Source organism: Aeromonas sp. 61P, from assembly GCF_051919545.1.
GTDB classification, from domain to species: Bacteria; Pseudomonadota; Gammaproteobacteria; order Enterobacterales; family Aeromonadaceae; genus Aeromonas; species Aeromonas veronii.
Genome location: NZ_JBQBEL010000001.1, coordinates 3696681 through 3711119, shown reverse-complemented (window position 1 = coordinate 3711119; position 14439 = coordinate 3696681). Strand labels below are relative to the sequence as shown.

General features: G+C 61.1%; 15 protein-coding genes. 4 read left to right on the top strand and 11 right to left on the bottom strand.

Going from position 1 to position 14439, the window contains the following annotated elements; genetic code table 11:
- Positions 1–598: 598 nt before the first annotated feature.
- The 8 genes from ACTG2O_RS17365 to ACTG2O_RS17330 form a co-directional block, all read right to left on the bottom strand.
- Positions 599–1354: a substrate-binding periplasmic protein gene (locus ACTG2O_RS17365; protein ID WP_439976394.1), complete on the bottom strand. Its 756-nt coding sequence runs from the start codon at positions 1352–1354 to the stop codon at positions 599–601.
- 139 nt (positions 1355–1493) lie between these two features.
- The gene (locus ACTG2O_RS17360; RefSeq protein ID WP_439976393.1) at positions 1494–2240 is read right to left on the bottom strand and encodes a substrate-binding periplasmic protein; all 747 of its coding nucleotides are present in this window, start codon (positions 2238–2240) and stop codon (positions 1494–1496) included.
- A 130-nt stretch (positions 2241–2370) separates the two neighbouring features.
- Positions 2371–3117 (bottom strand): substrate-binding periplasmic protein, encoded by a 747-nt coding sequence (locus tag ACTG2O_RS17355; RefSeq protein ID WP_219264705.1) that lies wholly within the window; start codon positions 3115–3117, stop codon positions 2371–2373.
- Between the two features lie 71 nt (positions 3118–3188).
- Positions 3189–3707: a GDYXXLXY domain-containing protein gene (locus ACTG2O_RS17350; protein ID WP_439976392.1), complete on the bottom strand. Its 519-nt coding sequence runs from the start codon at positions 3705–3707 to the stop codon at positions 3189–3191.
- Positions 3704–4708, bottom strand: coding sequence for a DUF4401 domain-containing protein (locus tag ACTG2O_RS17345; RefSeq protein ID WP_439976391.1), 1005 nt, complete (start codon positions 4706–4708; stop codon positions 3704–3706). Before ACTG2O_RS17345 ends, ACTG2O_RS17350 begins: the two co-directional genes overlap by 4 nt.
- Positions 4701–5639 (bottom strand): DUF2157 domain-containing protein, encoded by a 939-nt coding sequence (locus ACTG2O_RS17340; protein WP_439976390.1) that lies wholly within the window; start codon positions 5637–5639, stop codon positions 4701–4703. The genes ACTG2O_RS17345 and ACTG2O_RS17340 overlap by 8 nt, the downstream gene beginning before the upstream one ends.
- Before the next feature lie 164 nt (positions 5640–5803).
- On the bottom strand, positions 5804–6361 hold the full coding sequence (locus ACTG2O_RS17335; protein ID WP_005346773.1) for a TMEM165/GDT1 family protein: 558 nt from the start codon (positions 6359–6361) through the stop codon (positions 5804–5806).
- A 259-nt stretch (positions 6362–6620) separates the two neighbouring features.
- Positions 6621–6950, bottom strand: a complete 330-nt coding sequence (locus ACTG2O_RS17330) for a translation initiation factor (protein WP_439976389.1) — start codon at positions 6948–6950, stop codon at positions 6621–6623.
- Positions 6951–7069: 119 nt separating this feature from the next.
- Here ACTG2O_RS17330 and ACTG2O_RS17325 point away from each other — a divergent pair, with 119 nt between their 5' ends.
- The 3 genes from ACTG2O_RS17325 to ACTG2O_RS17315 all read left to right on the top strand — a co-directional run bounded on the left by ACTG2O_RS17325 (position 7070) and on the right by ACTG2O_RS17315 (position 9932).
- Entirely contained in the window at positions 7070–7297 is a 228-nt protein-coding gene (locus ACTG2O_RS17325) for a FeoA family protein (RefSeq protein ID WP_005337384.1), read from the top strand.
- 128 nt (positions 7298–7425) lie between these two features.
- The gene (gene feoB / locus ACTG2O_RS17320; protein ID WP_439976388.1) at positions 7426–9696 is read left to right on the top strand and encodes a Fe(2+) transporter permease subunit FeoB; all 2271 of its coding nucleotides are present in this window, start codon (positions 7426–7428) and stop codon (positions 9694–9696) included.
- Entirely contained in the window at positions 9693–9932 is a 240-nt protein-coding gene (locus ACTG2O_RS17315; RefSeq protein ID WP_005350974.1) for a FeoC-like transcriptional regulator, read from the top strand. Before feoB ends, ACTG2O_RS17315 begins: the two co-directional genes overlap by 4 nt.
- A 94-nt stretch (positions 9933–10026) precedes the next feature.
- Here ACTG2O_RS17315 and ACTG2O_RS17310 read toward each other — a convergent pair whose 3' ends face one another.
- Together ACTG2O_RS17310 and ACTG2O_RS17305 are read right to left on the bottom strand one after the other, a co-directional pair.
- A complete protein-coding gene (locus ACTG2O_RS17310) occupies positions 10027–10677 on the bottom strand; it encodes a DUF2913 family protein (RefSeq protein ID WP_019445093.1) in 651 nt (216 codons plus the stop codon).
- Between the two features lie 98 nt (positions 10678–10775).
- Positions 10776–12071, bottom strand: coding sequence for a DEAD/DEAH box helicase (locus ACTG2O_RS17305; RefSeq protein WP_005337380.1), 1296 nt, complete (start codon positions 12069–12071; stop codon positions 10776–10778).
- A 287-nt stretch (positions 12072–12358) separates the two neighbouring features.
- Between ACTG2O_RS17305 and ACTG2O_RS17300 the strand changes: the two genes are divergently transcribed.
- A complete protein-coding gene (locus ACTG2O_RS17300; protein WP_236285397.1) occupies positions 12359–12937 on the top strand; it encodes an O-methyltransferase in 579 nt (192 codons plus the stop codon).
- Between the two features lie 79 nt (positions 12938–13016).
- Here ACTG2O_RS17300 and ACTG2O_RS17295 read toward each other — a convergent pair whose 3' ends face one another.
- Positions 13017–14432, bottom strand: coding sequence for an FAD-dependent oxidoreductase (locus ACTG2O_RS17295; RefSeq protein ID WP_042056188.1), 1416 nt, complete (start codon positions 14430–14432; stop codon positions 13017–13019).
- Positions 14433–14439: the final 7 nt, after the last annotated feature.

Sequence of the window (14439 nt, the reverse complement as noted above, 5' to 3'; positions counted from 1 at the left end):
CTGCTGTTCGCCGAGGTGATCCCGACGCAGGAGGGCGAACAAGTGGGGGATAAGACTTTTGGTGTTATTTGCCAAAGAGAGCGGGTCTTTCCAAAGTCACTCGCCAAGCCGCGCAGCGGCGGCGAAACCCCATCGAGGACGGAGTCCTCGTGTCCTGCATGACGAAGTCATGCCCATCAGGCTAGTGACCCCTCACCCTAGCCCTCTCCCGCAAGGGGAGAGGGGACGCTTACCCTGGTGCAGGCACGGGAGACCGGCTGGTCTCAGCTAAAGTGGCTACCGCCCCTGACTGTCGCTACCAGATTGCGCCGTTGACCATTGATCTCGGAAAAGGGGTCAACAGACGCCCGTCGCCATATTACGGAGCCAGAGTGGTCTTATCTATGGTTTTGATGGACTAACTATCAGAAAAGAGTGAATTTTTGCGCTGGCACAAACTTTTATTAATTGGTGATTAGTTGTTGGTTGTCGGGGCTTGGCAGTGGCAGGGCGGTGGGGTGACGCCGCGAGAGGCGTGCAAACGGTAAAAAGAGGGGTGTGCAAACGGAAAAAGCGAAGGGGCCCGCAGTGGGCCCCTTGTTATTGGCGCTCGACGCCGCTATTTGGTGGCGGGGGTAGGGAAGTATTTGCTGTGCAGCAGCGGGTATTCGCTGCTCGCCAGCACCTGGGTCAAGCCGGTCTGGAACTCCTTGACCAGCTCGTCGCTCACCGGATGGCTGAAGGCGAAGCAGAACTGCTCCGAGCTCAGCACCCACTGCTCCTTGAAGCGGGCGGGGTCGAGTTTTTGTTCGACGATCAGCTGCTCCATGGTGGTCTTGTTGGTGGAGACCAGATCGACCCGGCCGGAGGTGAGCATCTTGAGCGCCTGTGCCAGCCGGTTGGCGGCCATCAGTTTGGTCTCGTCAAAGCCGTTGTTGAGCAGCAGTTGCTCCCCCACATCGGCCCGTACCGCGCCGATATTGAACGTCTTGGCATCGTCGAGCTTGGTGATGGTGATATTGCGATCGGCCAGCCCCACCAGCACGATCTCGGCATACCCGATGGGGCAGGCCCACTTGAACAGGGGATCCCGCGCCTGGGTGCGGGCGGTGGAGAAGAGCACCGCATTGGGCTTTTGGGTCAGCAGGTAGTAACCGCGCGCCCACGGCATGATGGTGACGGGCTGCGCCGGCGTGTTGGTCTTTTTCCACACCAGTTGCAGCAGCTCGACCGCGAGGCCGGTGGGGGCACCGTTGGCATCGGCGTAGTTGTAGGGTTTGTACTCTTCGGTGATGTAGTGCAGTTTGCCGAGCTCAGGACTCGCCTGTGCGAGGGTGGCCAGCAGCGCCCCGGCCAATCCAATCCATGGTTTCATTTTTGCCATCCTGATCAAGGGAATATCTGCTCAAGTGTGACCAAGCTGGCCGATTTCGCCAAGGCGATGGGGCATGTTTGGCAAAAAAGCTCGGGTGCACAGTCCCGTCCCGCGCCCAATGTCGGCGGCGATCGGGGCGTTAGCGCAGCGGCAGGTATTTGGCTTGCAGGGCCGAGAAATCCGCCGAGGCGACGACGTGGGTCAGCGCCTGCTGAAAGAGGGCGACCTCGCTGTCGGGCACCTGACGGCTGAAGGCGTAGCAGAGCGGTCTGGCATCCAGCACGAAGGCGACATGAAAGTCATCCGGTTTGAAGCCAAGCTGCTGCAGGGTTTGATAGCCCGCCAGCTTGTTGGTCGCAAAGAGATCGGCGCGACCTGAGGTGAGCATTTTGGCCGCCTGGGTGAGGCGGTTGGCCAGCATCAGCTGGCGCTCATTGATACCGCGTTCGAGCAGCAGCTGTCTGGAGACGGTGGAGCGCACCACGCCGACCTTGTAGCGGCTGATCTCGGCCTCCGAGCCGAGGGTGATGTTGTCCGCCTTGCGTCCCAGCAGCACAAACTCCGAGTGATCGATGGGGCAGGCCCACTTGAAGAGCGCTTCCCGCTGCGGGGTGCGGGCGGTGGCAAACAGCACCACATTGGGTTTTTGTTGCAACAAGTTGTAGCCCCGGGCCCAGGGCATAATGCGGATTGGCTGGGGCGACACGCCCCGCGCTTTCCAGATAAGCTGCATCAGCTCCACCGACAATCCGGTCGGCATCCCTTGTTGGTCGCTGAAATTAAACGGGGGAGAGATTTCGCTCAGATACTCGAGCTTGCCCGGATCGGCCTGCGCGAAGGTGGCCCACAAGAGCAGTAGCAGATGAGGTAGGTGCCATGTCCGCACGGGAAAGATCCTTCGCAATCAACTATGTAGCCCAGTTTGACTGCTTGCGGCGGGAATAGCTAGCCACCTCTATTGCATCTTTCATCAATAAAATGGGCAGCGAACTGCTGCCCATCGGGTGAGTGAGTGCTCAGCGCACCGGCAGGTATTTGGCCTGCAATTTTCGAAACTCCTCCGAGGCGAGGGCGCGGGTCAGGCCCTGCTGAAAGAGGGTGATCTCGCTGTCGGGCACCTGACGGCTGAAGGCGTAGCAGAGCTGCTCGGCGCTCAGCACCATGGCCACGTTGAAGTCGTCGCTGTTCAGCTTCAGTTCGCGAATGGCGTCATATCCCGCCAGCTTGCTGGTGGCCAGCAGGTCGGCGCGGCCGGAGAGCAACATCTTCAACCCCTGCGACAGGCGGTTGGCCGGGATGATGTTGTTGTCATCCATGCCGTTGTTGAGCAGCAGCTGCTCGGCGGCGTCCGAGCGCACGGCGCTGATCTTGTACTGGCTCATCTGTTCGAAGGCGGTCAGGGTGATGTTCTGCGCTTTGCGGCCCAGCAGTATGTACTCCGAGTAGCCGATGGGGCAGACCCACTTGAAGAGATCCTCCCGCGCCTGGGTGCGGGCGGTGGAGAAGAGCACCACGTTGGGCTTCTGGGTTAGCAAGTAATAACCCCGCGCCCAGGGCAGGATGCGCACCGGCTGGGGTGTCACGCCGCTGTGTTGCCAGATCATCTGCAGCAGATCGACCGCAAGGCCGGTGGGCTGGCCTTGCGGATCGCTGAAGTTGTAGGGGGGGTACTCTTCGGTGAGGTACTCGAGCTTGCCCAGATCAGCCCGGGCCGTCGAGGCCCAGCAGAGCAGCAACAGATGACAGATCAGCCATATCCTCATTGGGAACATCCTTAGCGATCAACCTTCCCTTGAGTGTGACCATGAACAGAGTAAATAGCCACTCACTGCCGTTACCAGCGGGCGCGGATCTGCCCGATGGGCTGGTAGGCCTTATCCCGCAGCCCCACCAGCAGGGTCTTGCCATCTGCTTGCAGCCGGAACTCGCCGTAGCGGGCCGCTTCGTACTGTTCCCCCGTGCCCTCTTCAAAGAAGTAGGCATCGGGGCCGATCTGCCACTGCCGCTCGCTCTGGTGCACCTGCAATAGCCGCTCATCGCTGGCGAGTCGATCCGGTTTGCCATCGGCCACCAGACTGGCCACCTGATGGGCATCGAGGCGGATCACCAGGGTGTCGCTGCCCTTGTTTTGAGTCGCACGGGCGTCGCGGCTGGTCAGCTCGCGGGCAATCTCGTAGTTCAGCCGCATGTAATCCCCCTGCATCAGGGAGCGGGGATCGACCGGAGCGAGTCGCAGCAGCACCACTTCGCCGCTGCTCATGGCGTGCTCATAGCGCCAGACGGTGGCATTGATGCCCGCCAGGATGGCGAGGCCGCTCAGTAACAGGGCGAGCTGTCGGGTCACAGGTTTCATGAGTCGCTCCTTGCCGCAAAGGTGGTGAGCAACTGGCGGGCCACCAGCAGCAGGATGCCGGAGCCAAGCAGCAGCCAGGATTTGGTCATCAGGGTGAGCCCCAGGTCGTAGTAATAGAGCGAGCCATAACCGAGCAGCAGCAGGGCCGAGAGGGTCATCAGCCCTAAACTGCCGGCATAAAACCCGAGGATCAGCACCAGTGCGCCTGCCCCCATGCCGGGGATGATGGCGCTGATCAGCACCAGCGGCAGGCCAAACAGCAGGGGGAGCTTGAGTTTCACCATCACCGCCAGCAGCAGGGCGGCGCAGATCAGGGGATTGAGCCAGAGCGGCAGGCGGGAAAGCCCCAGTTCGTCCAGCACGCTGCTGCCGCCATCCCACAGCGGTTGGTGCAGACGGCCCAGCACCAGCAGGGAGAGGGCGAGCCCCAGCGTGATGGAGTGGTAGAGCTGGTGACGCTCTGGATCCCTATCTGCCCGCAGCCAGCAGAAGGTGATGGCCGCCATCACCAGCGGCAGGGCCAGCAGTTGCAGCCCGAGGCAAGCGAGGCCAAGGGTGAGCAGCAGGGCCGCCGCCACGCTGTGAAACAGCCGCACCAGCCAGTGATCGAACAGCACGGCGATGGCAAGGGAGAGCAGGCACAACCCAAACCAGAGCAGGGCGTGATGAAGGTCCAGCTGATCGAGCAGGCCATAGAGCAGCCAGGCATCGGCCGCCAGGGTGAGTGCCAGCACGAACTGATCCCAGAGATCGCCGCTTTGGCTGCGATTGAGGGCGTAGGCCCCCGCCAGCAGAACGGCCCCGAGCAGCAGGGCGCTGTTGGCCTCGCGGGTCAGCTGCTCGAAGGTGAGAAACAGGAAAAAGAGCAGGAACAGGGCGGCAATCCAGCCCACCAGCCCGAGCAGAAAGCGGCTCGACCAGTGGGGGTGGGTATCACGGGGCTGATCCCCTTCCACCAGATTGGCCTGTTGCAGCGCTTGCCAAAGGGTCAGATCACTCATGAGACCTCCGTTGTTGTTGCAGCCAGCGGGCGGCGGTGACAGAAAGGCCGATGGCAATCAGGCTCAGCAGCAAGAAGCCGTTGATGTCGGGCTCCATCCACTTGCCCAGTGCCGCGAGGATGACGGCAATCAGACTGAGGCACCCCATGGCGAGCCCGGCGATAAATCTGTGATGCCAAAGGGCATAGGCCGCAGCGAGCCAGCCAAGCCAGAGTGGCCACACCAGCGGGGAGGCGGCATCAAACAGCGCCAGCAGGGTGAGCAGGGTGGCCCCCAGACCGGCAGCCAGGCCCGCCAGCCAGCTTGGCATCAGGCGCCAGCTGGCAGGTGCCAGCAGAAGCAGACCCCAGAGGGCGGCGTTGAGCAGGGTAAGGCACCAGCCCAATCCCTCTTCATCGAAGGTAAAGAAGAGCGTGAACAAACCGAGCCGCCAGTAGAGCACCAGCGCCAGCTGGCCGAGCAGCCAGCTTAAGGTCCAGAGCAGGGGACTTTGGCCAAATACCGCCAGTGGAACCAGCATCAGCGCCCAGGTGGCGAACAGCTGCCAGGGATCGGCGCCGGTCTGGTAGGTCTGACCCACCAGCGCCAGCAGGGCGCCGATATTGAGGGCGATGGCGAGCAGCAGCGCCTGACGGGGGGTATCCCCCAGCGGTTTGCGCCACAGCAGAAGCAGCATGGCGAGCAGCGGCGCCTCCAGCAGGGCGAGGCGGGAGACCCGGCCCAGCTCCTGCCAGTTGAAGGCGACGAAGAAGATGAGGCCAGCCCCGATACAGATGGCGCCGAGCCACAGCAGCAGCCGGTCAAACAGCCACTGCCAGCGCGCCGGATGGGGGGGAAGATCGGCGAGGGTCAGGGCGTCCGCCAGCTTCTCTGGCGCCAGCCGTCCCTGTTTGACCCATTCGAGAAGTGTCTCTCTTGATACGTTGTGCATGGGGGGACTCCACGAGGTTTGCCCCATTATGGCATGAGGCACCCGCAACCGTGCACTGCCCCTTGGCTCTACGGCTGGTGGTTGCGACAGCGGATTACGCAATAGACACAGCAGCAAACAAAAAAGCCCTCCACAGGGGAGGGCTTGAGCAGCGGAAAAGGCGATCAGGCAAAGATCAGGGTGCTCACCCCGAGGCCGACGAAGAGGATGGCGCAGGCGATGCGGATCCCCTTGAGCGGCAGCTTGTCTGCCCCCAGCTTGCCGATCAGCACCACAGGCACGTTGGCCAGCATCATGCCGAGGGTGGTACCGGTAATGACCTGCACCAGCGAGTCATACTTGGCGGCCAGCAGCACGGTGGCAATCTGGGTCTTGTCGCCAATCTCGGCAATAAAGAAGAGCACGAAGGTGGCCATAAAGGGGCCGTATTTATCGAGCGGGCTCTCCTCGTCATCCATCTTGTCCGGCACCAAAATCCAGATAGCCATGGCGATAAAGGCGATGGCGACCAGCCAGGTCATTATCTTGGGATCGAGCCAGCGGCTGATGAACTCGCCAATCCAGGCAGCGCCCGCATGGTTGAGCAAGGTAGCCGCCAGCATGCCGGCGATGATGGGCCAGGGCTTGCGAAAACGGCAGATGAGCAGCAACGCCAACAGCTGGGTTTTATCGCCGATTTCGGCAATAGCGACGCTGAGGGTTGAGGTTAACAAAGCTTCCATAAAAATGACCGGGGGACGGAATTGTTATAAACCAAAGACAAGCCTGCGCCATCCGTCCCCGGTATTGGCACTGGCCCGTCAAAGGTCTTGTCAAATCCATGGCTGGCATGGATCACCCTGACCATGGTGATTTGGCACCAAGTATGTTGATCAGGGTCGCAAACCGGTATTCATGCAATGGATGGCACCGGCGTGCGAGACTACTCCCCCTCGATGGGAGCGGGCATTCTAGGGAAAAACCGCATGAATGACAAGGGGATCAGCCACCCACCAGCTTGACGCTGAAACCGGCTTTCTCCAGCTCGGCTTTGATCAGGTCCCGTTTATCCCCCTGGATCTCGATCACTCCCTCCTTGATACCGCCTCCGGTGCCGCACTTTTTCTTGAGCAGGGTGGCCAGGGATTTTTGCTGTTCGGCGGGTACGCCATGAATGGTGATCACCCCGGCACCCTTGCGCCCCTTGGTCTCGCGGCGAATGCGCACGGTGCCGTCGGTGGGGAAGGGGGAGGCGGATTGGGGAGCGCTCTGCTCCTTGATCATGCCGCCATCTGTGCTGTAAACGAGGTGGCTGTTGTTGTCGTGACTCATGGCAATACTTTATGGGTTAGCTAAGCGGAGTTTGATTTTACTCAAATAAAAGTTGAAGACACAGCTTATAATGCCCCAAGTAAAAGCGAATTATTATTGTTTAACTTCAGGAGTCAGTCATGGTACTCACGCAGTTGTCACCGGGACAGAGTGCTCGCATCAAGAATATGAATCAGCTCGCCCGGCCGCTGCGCCGCAAACTGATGGTGATGGGCCTGTTGCCCCAGACTGAAGTCATCTATCTGCGCTCCGCCCCCCTGGGGGACCCGCTCCAGATCCAGTGCCAGGGGATCTGTCTCTCCATGCAAAAGAGTCTGGCCCAGCAAATAGAAGTCGAGCCGGTATAACCCGCTGCTCGGCTGCCGCTCCGGTCAAGAAAGTCACCGGGAGCGGTTCAGAGACAAGAAGTCGAACCTGCAAAGCGGTTTGCCACACGCACGCGGCGGGTTCAGAAGAAAATAGAGGTAGAGCTGGTATGAATTATTCCCTGGTAACGGTAGGTAACCCCAATAGCGGCAAGACCTCCCTGTTTAACGCCCTGACCGGCGCCCGCCAGCAGGTAGGCAACTGGAGTGGTGTCACCGTCGACAAGAAGATGGGTGAGTTCAGCGCGGGTGAGCATCACTTCAAGCTGATGGATCTGCCCGGCATCTATAGCCTGGCCAGTCAGGATGGCAGCTTGGACGAGCAGATCGCCAGCCGCTTTGCCCAAGGCCAACAACCCGACCTGCTGCTCAACGTCATCGACGCCGCCAATCTGGAGCGCTCCCTCTACCTCACGCTGCAACTGCGCGAACTGGGCCTGCCTATGGTGGTGGTGCTCAACAAGCTGGATATCCTGCAAAAGCGCCGCATCGTCATCGACGAGAGCAAGCTCGGCAAATCCCTCGGTTGCCCGGTGGTGGCCCTCTCTGCCCACAACAGCAAGCAGGTTGCCGCCTTCAAACAGCAAATCCGGCAGTTTATCGGTCAGCCGCAAGCCGCCTTGCAGCTCGATTACGGCCACGCGCTTGAAACCGATCTGGCGGAGTTGGAGACCCTGCTCGCCCCGCATCACCTCACTACCCGTGGCCGCGCCCTGCGCCTGCTGGAAGAGGATGCGGTGATGCAGGAGACCCTGCTGCCCGGTCAGCAGGCGGCCGCCGCCAATGTAGTGGCTCGCGCCCATCAGGGACAGGATATCGACCTGCAGCTGGCGGATATTCGCTACGGCCATATCCACCAGTGGGTACAACAGGCTCGTCAGCAGAAGGGCAAGCTCACCGAGGCCCAGAGCGAGTGGCTGGATCGGGTGCTGCTCAATCGCTGGATTGGCATCCCCTTCTTCCTGTTTGTCATGTACCTGATGTTCCTGTTTGCCATCAACGTCGGCAGCGCCTTTATCGACTTCTTCGACATCATGGGCGGCGCCCTGTTTGTCGATGGGGTGCACCACCTGCTGGGGCTGGTCAATGCCCCCGAATGGCTGGGCGCCATTCTGGCTGATGGCTTTGGTGTCGGCTTGCAGACCGTCGCCACCTTTATTCCGGTGATTGGCTGCCTCTATCTCTTCCTCGCGGTGCTGGAGAGTTCAGGCTATCTGGCCCGCGCCGCCTTCGTGGTGGATGCCCTGATGCGCCGCCTCGGCCTGCCAGGCAAGGCGTTCGTACCGATGCTGATGGGCTTTGGTTGTACCGTCCCCTCGGTGATGGCGACCCGTACCCTCAACTCCGAGCGGGAGCGGCTGATGACCTCCGCCATGGCCCCCTTCATGTCGTGCGGTGCCCGTCTGCCGGTTTACGCCCTGTTTGCGGTGGCTTTCTTCCCTGAATCAGGCCAGAACCTGGTGTTCGGTCTCTACCTCATCGGTATTGTGGTGGCGGTGCTCACCGGCCTGTTGCTGCGCAGCACCCTGCTGCCGGGCAAGAGCGACTCCATGCTGATGGAGATGCCGGATTACGAGTGGCCGCGGCCGGTCAACGTTGCCATCAAGACTTGGCAGAAGCTCAAATCCTTCGTCTTTGGCGCCGGTAAAACCATCGTGCTGGTGGTTGCCGTGCTGAGCGTGCTCAATTCCCTGGGTACCGATGGCAGCTTTGGCCATCAGGAGCAGGAGAGCTCGGTCCTGAGCAAGATAAGCCAGGCGGTGACCCCGGTGCTGCACCCCATAGGTGTACGCGATGACAACTGGCAGGCCACAGTCGGTATCGTCACCGGTATCTTCGCCAAAGAGGCGGTGGTCGGGACCCTCAACAGCCTCTACGCCGGTGGTGGCGATGCAGAGGAGGAGAGCGAGTTCTCGCTGGTGGCCAGTTTCCACGAAGCGATCGATGCCGTGGCGGCCAATCTGGCGGAGATCAACCCAAGCGACCCCATGGGGCTTGACGTTGGCAACCTCGACGACCAGAAAGCTGCCGCCGAGGCGCAGGAGGTGGATGTCTCCACCTACGGCAACATGCAGACCCACTTCGACGGGGCGGCCGGTGCCTTTGCCTACCTCTTGTTCGTGCTGCTCTACATGCCTTGCGCCGCCGCCATGGGCGCGCTGGTGCGGGAAACCGGTCGTCAGTGGGCGCTAATGACGGCGGTATGGTGCAACTACATGGCCTTTATGTGCGCCACCCTCTTTTATCAGGTCGCGACCTTTGCCACTCATCCGGAGCAGAGCCTGTTCTGGATCGTCAGCTACGGCCTCTCTCTGGGACTGCTCTGGTGGGCCGGTCGCCGTCACGGTGACATCGTCGCCCGCAAGGTGGTGACCTTATGATCCTGCGCGAGCTGGGGGATTACCTCGCCGCGCAGCAGAAGGTGAGCCGGCGCGATCTGGCTCGCCACTTCCACACCTCGGAAGATGCGGTGGAGGCCATGCTCGGCGTCTGGATGCGCAAGGGTCGGGTCATCAAGCGCGAGAGTCGCGTCTGTGGTGGCAGTTGCTGTGGCAAGAGCGAAGAGGTGATGTTCGAGTGGTGTGACGCGGGCCAGATTGGCATCAAGATCCGCTAAACGACTACCCAACCTCATCACCAAAGATCGAACAATAAAAAACGGCAGATCCTGCGCAAGGGTCTGCCGTTTTTATTGCTGAAAACAGGCGGGATCAGGCGCCTTGGCGAGCCTCGCTCAGCAGTGCCAGCGCCGGTTGGGCGTTGTCCGGCATCAGCCGGTAGGCCTTGTGGTGCTTGACCAGGGTGGTCTTCTTGTTGCCCTGGCTCAGCAGCAGGCCGTGCTTGAAGGCCGCCTCGGCCAGCACCTTCTCGTCACCGCGCACATAGAGGGTGAGGGGTTTGACAAGCTCACCGTCCTCGATATGGCCTTCATATTCGCTGTGGCTTACCACCAGACTGGCCTGACCGCCCGATTGCAGGCGCAGCTTGGCGTTTACCTCGCTTTCGGTCAGCACCAGCCAGCCTGCCGTTGCCAGCTCCTCCAGCAGGGCTGCCAGCTTGGCCCCCAATTGCTGCGGATTGGTCATGGCGCATTGGTATTGGAAGGCGATGCGCTCTAGTAGCCCCTTGAGATCGGCACCCGCGCCCAGGGTGCGGCCAAGCTGCACCCAAGCTTTCAAATCTTCCATCACCAGACGGGAGAAGCGCTTCTCCTTGAGGGAGTCGGCCATCCAGGTGCAGAGAAAGTGGCTCTCTTGCGCCGGAGTGCGCTTGCCCGCCTTTTGCTCGGCGGTGCGGGCCAGTTCGGCCAGGCTCTGGGTGGCCATCTCGAGCAGGGCCTGATTGTAGGTTGGAGAGGTCATAAGCAATCCTTGAGTTGACCACCACAGGTCAACACCGATGACAGAGATGGCAAAGGCGCCAGTGGCGCCTTTGCGGTTCAATAGAGCAACTGCCCGCCTTATTTCGGCTGACGGGGCTTCTTGGCGGCGGCCAGACGCTTGAGGCGCTGACCCTGCAGCTTGGCTTCGGCCATCACCTGGGCCACGGCGTTATCTTCACGTTGCGGGCGCTTACCGAAGCGGCGACGCTCCTGCAACTGCTTGATCAGCTCGTCACGGCTGCTCACCTCATAGCCCGGCACCATGATGCGGCGGATCTTCTGGCCGATCAGGGCCTCGATCTCCAGCAGGGTACGCTCCTCTTCACGGCTGACGAAGGAGATGGCCATGCCGCGCTTGCCGGCACGACCGGTACGGCCGATGCGGTGCACGTAATCTTCCGCCAGGAACGGCAGATCATAGTTGACCACGTATTCCAGATCCGGAATGTCCAGACCACGGGCGGCCACTTCGGTGGCGACCAGTACCCGTACCTTGCCTTCCATGAATTCGCGCAGGGCGCGGCGACGGTTGCCCTGGGCCTTCTCGCCATGGACCACGGCGGACTTGATGCCGTCGAGGTTCAGCTCCTCGACCAGCACATCACAGCTCTCGCGGGTACTGGCGAACACCAGCACCTGCTGCCAGTTCTGCTTGCCAATCAGCTCTGAGAGCAGCTCGCGCTTGCGCTTCTGCTCGACCGGATAGACGGTGTGGCTGACGGTGTCGGCGGTGGAGTTCTGCTTGTTGACGCTGACGATCTGCGGGCGATCCAGCATCAGGTTGGCCAGCTTCTTCACCGCATCGGAGAAGGTGGCGGAGAAGAGCAGGTTTTGACGGGTCTTGTTGACCGCTTGCAGGATCTTCTGCACATCGGCACTGAAGCCCATGTCGAGGATGCGATCCGCTTCATCCATCACCAGACACTCGACGCCGGAGAGGCTGAGGTTGCAGGCGGTGAGGTGCTCCAGCAGACGGCCCGGGGTGGCCACAATGATGTGAGCGCCCGCTTTGAGCTTCTTGGCCTGCACGTCCTGCTTGCCACCGCCGACGATGGTGATGGTGGTGATATCGAGATACTTGGCGAAGTCATTGATGTTGCTCGCCACCTGAGCCGCCAGCTCGCGGGTCGGGGTCAGGATCAGCACACGGGCGTTGGAAGGCTGGACCGGCGCCGGATTGTCTACCAGACGCTGCAAGATGGGCAGGGCGAAGGCGGCGGTCTTGCCGGTACCGGTCTGGGCGCTGGCCAGCACATCGCGGCCACGGCGAATGGCCGGGATCGCCTGTTGCTGCACAGGGGTCATCTCCTGATAACCGCAATCTGAGACAGCACGCAAAATCTCGGGGGCAAAATCGAACGATTCAAATCTCATAATGGGTTCCTGTGTTCCAGCTGGGCTGTGTTTGGCTTGGTTAGCTCGGCATGAGCGAGACGGAGGTTGTAACCACCGACGGCTGCGCCTGACATCAAGTCAGAGAGTGAGCCGGAAAATGGCGGGCGCGAAGTGTAACAGATAGACGTCACAAATTCTGCCTCAAATGGTTGTCCTTTTCTCATCCTTTGTGGTGTGAATGGCGGTTGAAAGCAATCATTTGACTCCCAAATGCCAAGCTTGGAGGTGTGGGCTAACGGTTTTGGGCAAGGACGAAAGGGATATCGATGGAACTGGAACAGTTAAAACGCCAGCTGGAGCAGCTTGGCGAGCGCAATGACAGCATGCAGCAGGCTCGACACCGCAAGCTGCTCAATATCACCCGCGACACGGGGGAGTTGCTGTCAGTGATGGTGCAGACCCGTGGGGCGCAGGCGGTGCTGGAGATTGGCACCTCCAATGGTTACTCCACGCTTTGGCTGGCAGAAGCGGTGCGTCGGTTGGAGGGGCACGTGACCACCATTGAGCTGGATGAGGATAAGCGCGTGCAGGCCCATGACAACTTTCAGAGGGCAGGGCTGGTCCCCTGGATAACCTTGCTGGCAGGGGATGCGGGTGAGCTGTTACCGACCTTGCCGCAAGCCGGCTATCAGCTCATCTTCCTTGATTCGGATCGTCAGCACTACCGGGCATGGTGGCCGCAGCTCCGCCGCCTGCTGGCACCCCGTGGCCTGCTGGTGGTCGATAACGCCATCTCCCATCGCAGCGAGATGGTGGAGTGGATGAACGAGGTCGGGCAGGATCCGGCCTTTGCCACCTCGCTGGTGCCGGTCGGCAAGGGGGAGTGGCTGGTGGTGCGTTTGTAGGAGGTGGATAGCTGCAAAAAATCAGCCCCGCATTGGCGGGGCTGATTGTGAAAGCGCATCAGGGCCTTGGCAGGTCGGATCAGACCGCCAGATAGTCCATGATCCCTTCGGCCGCTTTGCGCCCTTCGTAGATGGCGGTCACCACCAGATCGGAGCCGCGTACCGCGTCGCCACCGGCGAACACCTTGGGATTGCTGGTCTGGAAGGCGTATTCCGCCTGCTCGCGGGCCTTGATGCGATCCCGGTTGTCGAGCTCGATGCCGAACTCCGCCATCCAGGGCTGGGGGTTGGGCTGGAAGCCAAACGCCATCACCACCGCATCGGCGGCCAACACCTGCTCTGAGCCCTCGATGACCACCGGATTGCGGCGGCCATTGGCATCGGGTTCACCCAGCTCGGTGCTCACCACCTTGATGCCGACGGTGCGACCGTTGGCATCCAGCTCGACCGCCACCGGTTGCAGGTTGAACATGAATTCAACCCCCTCCTCGCGGGCGTTTTTCACCTCCCGCTTGGAGCCCGGCATGTTCTCCTCGTCGCGGCGATAGGCGCAGATAACCTTGTCAGCCCCCTGACGGATGGCGGTACGCACGCAGTCCATGGCAGTATCACCACCGCCCAGCACCACCACCTGCTTGCCAGCGAAGTCGATATAGTCGGCTTGCGCCTTCTCAAAGCCCAGCAGCCGGTTGGCGTTGGCGATGAGGTAGGGCAGGGCGTCATAGACGCCCGGCGCCTCTTCGTTGGCAAAGCCGCCCTTCATGTACTTGTAGGTACCGACCCCGAGGAAGACCGCATCGAACTCGCCGAGCAGGTCGGCGAAAGTGATGTCCTTGCCCACCTCGGTCTCGAGACGAAACTCCACGCCCATCCCCTGGAAGATCTCGCGGCGACGCTGCATCACCTCTTTTTCCAGCTTGAAGGAGGGGATGCCGAAGGTGAGCAGGCCACCGATCTCCGGATATTTGTCAAACACCACCGGGGTAACGCCATTGCGTGCCAGCACATCGGCGCAGGCGAGACCCGCTGGGCCGGCGCCGATGACGGCGACCCGCTTGCCGGTCTTGACCACGTTCGAGAGATCGGGCTTCCAGCCCATCTCGAACGCCTTGTCGGTGATGTATTTTTCGATGTTGCCGATGGTCACTGCGCCGAAGCGATCATTGAGGGTGCAGGAGCCCTCACAGAGGCGATCCTGCGGGCAGACCCGACCGCATACTTCCGGCAGGCTGTTTGTCTGGTGGGAGAGCTCCACCGCCTCCAGAATGCGCCCCTCTTTGGCCAGCTTCAGCCAGTTGGGGATGTAGTTGTGGACCGGACACTTCCATTCGCAGTAGGGGTTGCCGCACTCGAGGCAGCGATCCGCCTGCATCTGTACCTGCGGCTGATTGAAGGACTCGTAGATCTCCACAAACTGGATTTTGCGGATCTTGAGCGGCTTCTTGGGCGGGTCAACCCGCTGCACATCGATAAACTGAAATACGTTCTGGCTCATAGGGTTC

Excerpts from the sequence above, each read along its gene's own strand:
- ACTG2O_RS17365 (WP_439976394.1), bottom strand. The coding sequence starts at position 1,354 with ATGAAACCATGGATTGGATTGGCCGGGGCGCTGCTGGCCACCCTCGCA.
- ACTG2O_RS17355 (WP_219264705.1), bottom strand. The coding sequence starts at position 3,117 with ATGAGGATATGGCTGATCTGTCATCTGTTGCTGCTCTGCTGGGCCTCG.
- ACTG2O_RS17350 (WP_439976392.1), bottom strand. The coding sequence starts at position 3,707 with ATGAAACCTGTGACCCGACAGCTCGCCCTGTTACTGAGCGGCCTCGCC.
- ACTG2O_RS17345 (WP_439976391.1), bottom strand. The coding sequence starts at position 4,708 with ATGAGTGATCTGACCCTTTGGCAAGCGCTGCAACAGGCCAATCTGGTG.
- ACTG2O_RS17340 (WP_439976390.1), bottom strand. The coding sequence starts at position 5,639 with ATGCACAACGTATCAAGAGAGACACTTCTCGAATGGGTCAAACAGGGA.
- ACTG2O_RS17335 (WP_005346773.1), bottom strand. The coding sequence starts at position 6,361 with ATGGAAGCTTTGTTAACCTCAACCCTCAGCGTCGCTATTGCCGAAATC.
- ACTG2O_RS17330 (WP_439976389.1), bottom strand. The coding sequence starts at position 6,950 with ATGAGTCACGACAACAACAGCCACCTCGTTTACAGCACAGATGGCGGC.
- ACTG2O_RS17325 (WP_005337384.1), top strand. The coding sequence starts at position 7,070 with ATGGTACTCACGCAGTTGTCACCGGGACAGAGTGCTCGCATCAAGAAT.
- feoB (WP_439976388.1), top strand. The coding sequence starts at position 7,426 with ATGAATTATTCCCTGGTAACGGTAGGTAACCCCAATAGCGGCAAGACC.
- ACTG2O_RS17315 (WP_005350974.1), top strand. The coding sequence starts at position 9,693 with ATGATCCTGCGCGAGCTGGGGGATTACCTCGCCGCGCAGCAGAAGGTG.
- ACTG2O_RS17310 (WP_019445093.1), bottom strand. The coding sequence starts at position 10,677 with ATGACCTCTCCAACCTACAATCAGGCCCTGCTCGAGATGGCCACCCAG.
- ACTG2O_RS17305 (WP_005337380.1), bottom strand. The coding sequence starts at position 12,071 with ATGAGATTTGAATCGTTCGATTTTGCCCCCGAGATTTTGCGTGCTGTC.
- ACTG2O_RS17300 (WP_236285397.1), top strand. The coding sequence starts at position 12,359 with ATGGAACTGGAACAGTTAAAACGCCAGCTGGAGCAGCTTGGCGAGCGC.
- ACTG2O_RS17295 (WP_042056188.1), bottom strand. The coding sequence starts at position 14,432 with ATGAGCCAGAACGTATTTCAGTTTATCGATGTGCAGCGGGTTGACCCG.